Source organism: Stenotrophomonas sp. 05L44_2, from assembly GCF_056665995.1.
Genome location: NZ_JBFTNR010000106.1, coordinates 1 through 7,919 on the forward strand (window position 1 = coordinate 1; position 7,919 = coordinate 7,919).

Sequence of the window (7,919 nt, forward strand, 5' to 3'; positions counted from 1 at the left end):
CCGTAGATCCACGCCATGCGTGGGTGGTGCAGTAGATCCACGCCATGCGTGGGTGGTGCAGTAGATCCACGCCATGCGTGGGTGGTGCAGTAGATCCACGCCATGCGTGGGTGGTGGAGTAGATCCACGCCATGCGTGGATGGTGAAGTAGATCCACGCCATGCGTGGATGGCGGTTCAACGATCGGCCGCGCTACCAGCGCAGCTTGCGCCGTGCCAGCGCCGTGGCCAGTTCTTCCATCAACGCCTGTGCACGCGCCTGCGGCAGGTAGCGCAGTGCCAGTGCCACATCGCCATGCGCACCGGCGGTGTCCAGCTGCAGGCTGGCCGTACCCAACAGCTTGTCCAGCGGCGAGCGCTGCAGGCGCAGGCCCTGCACTTTGTCCAGCTCGGCCCAGCGCCACCAGCGCTTCCACCAGCCGCCGCGCACCGCCACGAACTGGCCATCCAGGTGCCAGCCCATCCGCGCCATCTGCCGGTGCGCGATCAACAGGCTGACCGGCAGCCAGGCCAGCAGTGCCAGGGCCGGCAGGCCCCAGCGCCAGTACAGCGCGGCGGTCAGCAACGGCACCACCAGCAAGGTGGACAGCGACAATCGCCACCATCCGCGTTGCGGAATCGGTTGCCACTGCTGCGGCGGCCATTGCAGCTGCGGCAGCAGGTGGCGCACCAGCCCATCGCAGGCGCTTGCACCAGCCAGCGGTGCCAGTTCGCGCAGCGCGCGGTCGTCGTCGCGCGAGGGACCACCGGCGGCGCTGTCAATACGCAGCTGGCGCAGCCCGAACCAGCGTTGCAGGGTGCTCTCGCCCAGCGTCCATGCCTGGATGCGGCGGCGCGCGACGCTGCTGCGGGTGCGGCTGAGCAGGCCGGTGGAGACGGTCAGACGCCGTTCGCGCTCGCTGAGGGTGAAGCCGTGGTAGCGCAGCAGCGTCAACACCACCGACAACACCCGCAGCAGCAGCCAGCCCAGCAGCAACGCGGCCGCCAACAGCACCAGCCCGCCGGTCACCCCGGCATGCAGGTGGCTGGCGTAGCCGAAGGCCTCGCGCCCGCCACGCTGGATGGCATCGTCCATCACCGGGCGCGGTACGGTCTGGAACAGGACGCCGAAGGCGGCGATCGCCAGCGCCCAGCCACGGTTGGACAGCAGGCCCATGCGCAGCACGTCCCAGCTCGACAGGCGCAGCAGTACCTGCTCGTCGTCGGATGGCACGACATCGGCAGCCGGCGCGTCGCCCGGCGTCGGCTGGGGCGCCTGTCCACGCTGGCGCACCAGTTGTTCCAGGGCCAGCGCCTGGTCCAGCCGCAGCACGCGCATCTCCGCTTCCGGACGCACCCCGCCGGCCGATTCCAGGCGCAGTTCGGCAACCCCGAACAACCGGTGCAACGGGTTCTGCCGCACTTCCACGTTGTGGATGCGGGCGAAGGGAATCTCGCGCCGGTTGCGCGCCAGCAGGCCGCTGCGCACGGTGATCGCATCGTTGCCGATGCGATAGCGGTAGCTGAGGTACTGCAGCACCGACACCAGCACCAGCGCGGCGATGGCGGTCAACGGGATCAACTGTGCCCACATCGGATCGCGGTCGCCGCGTTGGCCGAACACCAGCAACGCGACCAGCGGCAGGAAATAGTGGCGCAGCTGCATCAGCAGCACGAACAGCCACGACCACGGATGCAGGCGATGCTCGTCGCCACCGCTGGGCAGCGAGGGCGGCAGGGGCGGGGGCAGGCTCACAGGGCGTCGGCGTCCTGGTCGAGCTGATGGGCCAGGGTGTCACGCAGGCGCTCGGCATCGGCTTCGTCCAGGCCGCTGACGGTGACCGCACTCAGGCGGGTGCCGGCGGTATGCACGATCAGCGTGGCCAGGCCTGCACGCCGCTCCAGGGGCCCGCGACGCAGGTCCAGGTGCTGCACGCGCGAAATGGGGATGCGGGTCTCCAGCTGCCACATCAGGTCGCGGCGCAGGCCCAGGCCCTGTGCGTCCAGCCGCCAGCGGGTGCGGGTCAGGCGCCGATGGCCGATCCAGGCGCCGAAGGCGAGGCCGACCAGCAGGCCCAGCATCGCTGCCCACAGGCCACCGGGAAGATCGAAGAACCACCAGAGGGCCGCCAGCGGTGCGCCGGGGATGAACAGTCCGCCGAAGGCGCCCTCCAGCGCCGCCAACCGGGCAGCGCGCCGCGGCAGGGGTTGCCAGTGGTCGAGGGGCATTTCGGCAGCAGCAACAGGCAAGGGCAGTTCGGTCACGCGGGCGTCCGTCGGGCAGCAGGGCGGGCAGGCGCGGTGATGGCCGCACCGCGCAGACGTTAGCAGGTCGCCCGCGTTACTGGGCGGCCTGGATCAGCGCATCGACATCCAGCAGATGGCCGGCGCGGTCGGCCTTGGTGCGCAGGTAGTGCTCGTTCTCGGCGGTGATCTCGCCGGTGACCGGAATGCAGTCCAGCACTTCGATGCCGGCATTGCGCAGGCGCTGTGCCTTGGTCGGGTTGTTGCTGAGCAGGGCAACACGGGATACACCCAGCCCGCGCAGCATCGCCACCGCGCTGCCGTAGCGGCGCTCGTCGGCGCCGAAGCCCAGCTGCGCATCGGCGTCGATGGTATCCAGGCCGTCGTGCTGGTAGCCGTAGGCGCGCATCTTCGCGGCGATGCCGGTACCGCGGCCTTCCTGGTCCAGGTACAGCAGCACGCCGCCGCCCAGTTCCTTCAGTTTGCGCAGGCCGCGCCGCAGCTGGTCGCCGCAATCGCACTTGAGCGAACCGAACAGGTCGCCGGTGAGGCAGGACGAATGCACGCGCACCGGCACCACTGCGGACAGGTCCGGTTCGCCGACGATGATCGCTACCTGGTCGCGCTGGGCGACGCCACCGCGGAACACCGCGAAGGTGGTCATGCCGACGTCGCGCAGCGGCACCGGAGAACGCGCCACCAGTTCGTAATCATGTGCGGCGTGCGCGGCGCCTTCGGCCAGATCGCACAGGCCAACCTCGGCCGCGCCATCGAACGTGGCGTCGTCTGCATCCAGGCGCACGGCCACCATCGCCGGCAACAGCAGGCCCAGCCGGGCCAGTTCGACAGCGCCGGCATCGAACGCATCGCCTGCGCTCCAAGCCGCGGGCATCGGTCCGGGTTCGCGCAGGTAGCCCAGCGAGGGCAGGGCATCGAAGGCAACGCCGGCCAGCGGCAGGCGCGCGCCCTCGGGGGCCTCCACGCCGAGCACGCGGGCGCGGGTGGCGGTCAGGTACAGGTAATGGCGCTCGCGCGCGGCACTGGCGAAGGCGGCGAAGCTGCTGGCAGTGGCGCTGTCCAGCGCGATCACCGCCAGGCGCTGGCCCTGGCCATCGTGGAGCAGGACCGGGCGACCGGCGCGCAGTTCGGCGACCGCGCGCTCGCAGCGGATCGCTGCCGGATCACCGAACAGGGAGGAAGCAGACATGGCAGGACCGGGGGAGGCGGACATCGGTGTCTCTATGGGGGCGCCAGCGTCGTATTCAACGTGCTGCGGCGGTGTGTCGCAGGCCGGTGCAGCGGCTCTCAGTGCGGATGTTCGTCGGTCGCGTACGGGTCTTCCTCGCCGCTGCCCGGTGGCCGCAGCGTATAGCGCTTGTAGGTCCACTGGTACTGCGCCGGGTCGCGGCGCGCGATGCGTTCGATGCCCGCGTTGAGCGCGGTGGCCGCCACGTGCGGGTCCGGATCGGCCACGGCCGGGTCGGTCGGCTCGATGTGCAGGGCAAATTCCATGTCCGGGCCGATGCGCTCGCACCAGCCATACAGCACGGTCGCGCCGGTGCGCTCGGCCAGGCGGTTGACCAGGGTCATGGTCAGTGCCTGCACGCCGAAGAACGGCACGAACACGCCGTCGCCGGCCTTGGGCTGCTGGTCGGGCAGGATGCCGGTGGCACCGCCGTCCTTGAGCACCTTGAACAGCTGGCGCACGGCCGGGCCTTCGGCGCGCACCTGCTGCACGTTGTCGCCGCCCCGCACGATCTGCAGGAAGGCATCGCTGGCCTCGTCCTCCGGCGGCTTGTAGACGATGGCGATCTGGCCGCGCGAGGCCAGCCACTGGTTCAGCAGCTCCCAGTTGCCGTAGTGCGGGGCCGCCACGATCACGCCCTTGCCGCTGGCCAGGGCCGCGTCGTACAGCGCCTGGCCGTGGCGCTCCTTCAGGTGCAGGCGCAGGTTGTCGGCGGGCTTCCGGCTCCACAGGCGCAGGGTCTCGATGGCCTGCAGGGCGGTGGAGCGCAGCAGTTCGCGCTGCAGGCGGTCGCGTGCCGGCGCGTCCAGCTCGGGGTAGGCCAGCTCCAGGTTGCGGCGGGTGACGCGGCTCTCGCGGGCATCGAGGCGCACCCACGTCCAGGCCAGGGCGCGCGCGAACCCGCGCAGCAATGGCCAGGGCAGGCGGGCGAACAGGGTGGTGGCGCGGTAGACCAGCCGGGCTTTGCGGTGTGGATTCATCGGCCCCAGTTTAGCCAAGGGCGCTGCTATCGTGGCCGGCCCCTTGCCTGGAAGCCCGCCGATGCTCGTCCTGATTCAACGTGTCAGCCAGGCTGCCGTGCATGTGGAAGGTGAGGCGGTGGGGCAGATCGGCCCCGGCCTGCTGGCCCTGGTCGGCATGGAGCCGGGCGATACCGAGGCCCAGTTGCAGCGGATGGCCGAACGCCTGCTCGGCTACCGTGTGTTTGCAGATGAGGCCGGAAAAATGAACCGCTCGCTGCGTGATACCGGCGGCGGCCTGCTGCTGGTCAGCCAGTTCACCCTGGCCGCGGACACCCGTTCCGGCATGCGGCCAAGCTTCACCAGCGCGGCACCGCCGCAGGAGGCTGAACGCGGGTTCAATCGATTTGTCGACATCTGTCGTGAAAATCACGCGCCGGGGGTGGAAACGGGCCGCTTCGGTGCCCATATGGTCGTCAGCCTGGTCAACGACGGTCCCGTGACCTTCCTCCTCAGGCCCTAGGCCGCCGGGACCACCGCCCGGCAGGCCGGGCCCCGGGCTGGTATAATGCTACGTTCCCTATTTCCCCCTAGCCGGTGGCGCGAGCACTACATGGCCAACGAACGTCCTGCCCAATCCGAAATCAAGCAACTGATCAGCAAGGGCCTGGAACAGGGCTACCTGACCTATGCCGAAGTCAATGACCATCTGCCCGACGACATGGTCGACCCGGAACAGATCGAAGACATCATCGGCATGATCAACGGCATGGGCATTGATGTCCATGAAGTTGCTCCGGATGTGGAAACCCTGCTTCTCAACGACGGCAACACGGGCAACCGTGAGGTCGACGACACCGCAGCCGAAGAAGCTGCCGCCGCGCTGAGCGCGCTCGACACCGAAGGTGGCCGTACCACCGACCCGGTGCGCATGTACATGCGCGAAATGGGTACCGTCGAGCTGCTGACCCGCGAAGGCGAAATCGCCATTGCCAAGCGCATCGAAGAAGGCCTGTCCCAGGTCCAGGCCGCACTCGGCCAGTTCCCGGTGTCGGTCGAATCGCTGCTGACCGATTACGAAGCGCACAAGGAAGGCCGCAAGCGCCTTGCCGAAGTGATCGTCGGCTTCAACGACCTGACCGACGACGTGCCGGCCCCGGCCGCTGTGGTGGCCGATGACGCGGACGACGCCGATGCCGACGCCGACGAGGAAGAAGACGACGTCGACGGCGGCGATGAAGAAGCCGCGCCGACCGGTCCGGATCCGGAGGAAGTGGCTGCGCGCATGCAGGCGCTGGGCGATGCCCTCAACGCCTTCAAGAAGGCTGCCGCCAAGGGCGACAAGAAGAACCTGCTGAAGCTCCGCGAGGAGATGTCGGCGGTGTTCGTCACCCTGAAGCTGCCGCTGCCGCTGACCGACGTGCTGACCAAGCAGCTGCGCGACACCATGGGCAGCATCAAGGCCCACGAGCGCCGCGTGCTGAACCTGGCCACCGTCACTGCCCGCATGCCGCGCAAGGACTTCATCCGTTCCTGGGAAGGCAACCAGACCAACCTGGAGTGGGTGGAAGACGCACTGAAGCGCAAGCAGAAGTGGTCTTCGGCGCTGCGTGAAGTGAAGGACCAGATCGTGTCCGAGCAGCAGGCCACCATCGACATCGAGAAGGTCACCCTGCTGGACCTGGACGAGCTGAAGGAACTCAGCCGTGCCATGGCCTACGGCGAAGCCAAGGCGCGCAAGGCCAAGAAGGAAATGGTCGAGGCCAACCTGCGCCTGGTGATCTCCATCGCCAAGAAGTACACCAACCGCGGCCTGCAGTTCCTCGACCTGATCCAGGAAGGCAAYATCGGCCTGATGAAGGCSGTGGACAAGTTCGARTACCGYCGCGGCTACAAGTTCTCCACGTATGCSACSTGGTGGATYCGCCAGGCCATYACSCGTTCGATCGCCGACCAGGCKCGCACSATCCGTATYCCSGTKCACATGATCGAAACGATCAACAAGWTGAACCGCATTTCCCGCCAGATGCTCCAGCAGTACGGCCGCGAGGCTACGCCGGAGGAGCTGGCCAAGGAAATGGACATGCCGGAAGACAAGATCCGCAAGGTGATGAAGATCGCCAAGGAGCCGATCTCGATGGAAACCCCGATCGGCGACGACGAGGATTCCCATCTGGGCGACTTCATCGAGGACACCAACGTGGAGTCCCCGATCGAGAACACCACCAACATCAACCTGTCTGAAACCGTGCGCGACGTGCTGGCCGGCCTCACCCCGAGGGAAGCCAAGGTGCTGCGCATGCGCTTCGGCATCGACATGAACACCGACCACACCCTCGAGGAAGTCGGCAAGCAGTTCGACGTGACCCGCGAGCGCATCCGCCAGATCGAAGCGAAGGCCCTGCGCAAGCTGCGTCACCCGAGCCGTTCGGAGCAGCTGCGCAGCTTCCTGGAYATCGATTGATATCCAGGTAGTGCTGACGTGTTGAGAGAAACCCCGCTTCGGCGGGGTTCTTCTTTGGGGGATCCGGTGTGGAGCCGTGGCCATGCTTGGCCGCGGTTGGCGATGACGCATCCGCCCTTTGACGTGCAGGGATGCCAGACGCACGCTGGCGATGCAGGTGCTCAACACACCTCGTGGGCGGGCCGGATCACCGGCACCGAGGCGGACGCGCTGCGGGGACACGTGCAACGCGTGTATCTGCGGCATCACCCCTGTTGAGCATTGGAGCTTGGCCATGAAGGCTGTTGAACATGATGTACCTGTTGTTGCTGCCCTGGATTTCCCGCCGTTGATGACGTGGGAGGACGTCATGCAGGACGAACTGGAGGATCGGCTGGGCTTCGCCCGACGGGCCACGCTGGCGCTGCTGACGCAATCGGGAGAACAGATGGTTGCGGGGTTTGCCGGTGGCAACCGGAGGGGGCTGGAGGGCGCGATGAAGGCGGTGGCGCTGTTCCAGGCGCATCTGCTGGAGATGGAGCGGTTGGCGGGGATGGCGGAGCGACGGTTGCAGCGTGTTGGCGAGGCGCTTGCTGCTGCCGACTGAGTAGCCGACTCCGGCCGTGCTCCACTACACTGTGACGCTGCGCAGGGCCTATAGCTCAACGGTTAGAGCAGGGGACTCATAATCCCTTGGTTCCAGGTTCGAATCCTGGTGGGCCCACCATAAAAAACAGGCACTTAGGCGGCGGCCCAAGTGCCTTTTTTGTGCCGGCGGAAAAATTGCCGGGAAAATTCACTGCCGCAGCGCTCGGTGATCCCGATGATGACCTGCAGCTCATGTAGCTTCTGAATCGGGGAAGATACGTCGCTGTTGAGTACGTCGATCATGGTTGCCCCCTAGGCGTGATTCGAGAAAGATGAAACGGCGTGTACAGGGATCTTGGGGGGGATTGGCACGACACGATCGACGGTTTCGCGGAGCTGTCGGAATAGTCGATGCTCACGGCTCCTCCATTCCGGCAAGCTGAAATCCATGCAGATCGCGC

Annotated in this window: 8 protein-coding genes and 1 tRNA gene; 4 read left to right on the forward strand and 5 right to left on the reverse strand. The window is 67.2% G+C overall.

Translation table 11 applies throughout. The features are described 5' to 3' along the window. Window positions 1-192 precede the first annotated feature (192 nt). From AC1VAN_RS05680 to AC1VAN_RS05695, 4 genes are all read right to left on the reverse strand, one after another. A complete protein-coding gene (locus AC1VAN_RS05680; protein ID WP_025879052.1) occupies window positions 193-1,734 on the reverse strand; it encodes a PH domain-containing protein in 1,542 nt (513 codons plus the stop codon). Next, window positions 1,731-2,207, reverse strand: coding sequence for a PH domain-containing protein (locus tag AC1VAN_RS05685; protein WP_088101515.1), 477 nt, complete (start codon window positions 2,205-2,207; stop codon window positions 1,731-1,733). The genes AC1VAN_RS05680 and AC1VAN_RS05685 overlap by 4 nt, the downstream gene beginning before the upstream one ends. A gap of 112 nt (window positions 2,208-2,319) precedes the next feature. Further along, a complete protein-coding gene (gene ribA / locus AC1VAN_RS05690; RefSeq protein ID WP_032976682.1) occupies window positions 2,320-3,453 on the reverse strand; it encodes a GTP cyclohydrolase II RibA in 1,134 nt (377 codons plus the stop codon). Window positions 3,454-3,527: 74 nt separating this feature from the next. Continuing rightward, complete coding sequence (locus AC1VAN_RS05695) at window positions 3,528-4,448, reverse strand: lauroyl acyltransferase (RefSeq protein ID WP_025879049.1); 921 nt, start codon at window positions 4,446-4,448, stop codon at window positions 3,528-3,530. A 61-nt stretch (window positions 4,449-4,509) separates the two neighbouring features. Here AC1VAN_RS05695 and dtd point away from each other — a divergent pair, with 61 nt between their 5' ends. The 4 genes from dtd (at window position 4,510) to AC1VAN_RS05715 (ending at window position 7,597) form a co-directional block, all read left to right on the forward strand. Continuing rightward, entirely contained in the window at window positions 4,510-4,950 is a 441-nt protein-coding gene (dtd, locus tag AC1VAN_RS05700) for a D-aminoacyl-tRNA deacylase (RefSeq protein ID WP_032976683.1), read from the forward strand. Between the two features lie 90 nt (window positions 4,951-5,040). Continuing rightward, window positions 5,041-6,891, forward strand: coding sequence for an RNA polymerase sigma factor RpoD (gene rpoD, locus AC1VAN_RS05705; protein WP_480985421.1), 1,851 nt, complete (start codon window positions 5,041-5,043; stop codon window positions 6,889-6,891). A gap of 274 nt (window positions 6,892-7,165) precedes the next feature. Then, complete coding sequence (locus AC1VAN_RS05710; protein ID WP_394123264.1) at window positions 7,166-7,477, forward strand: hypothetical protein; 312 nt, start codon at window positions 7,166-7,168, stop codon at window positions 7,475-7,477. Between the two features lie 44 nt (window positions 7,478-7,521). Continuing rightward, window positions 7,522-7,597, forward strand: a tRNA-Ile gene (locus AC1VAN_RS05715). Window positions 7,598-7,611: 14 nt separating this feature from the next. On the opposite strand, the gene AC1VAN_RS05720 is transcribed toward AC1VAN_RS05715, so the two are convergent. Continuing rightward, window positions 7,612-7,761, reverse strand: a complete 150-nt coding sequence (locus tag AC1VAN_RS05720) for a hypothetical protein (protein ID WP_154881118.1) — start codon at window positions 7,759-7,761, stop codon at window positions 7,612-7,614. Between the last annotated feature and the right edge of the window lie 158 nt (window positions 7,762-7,919).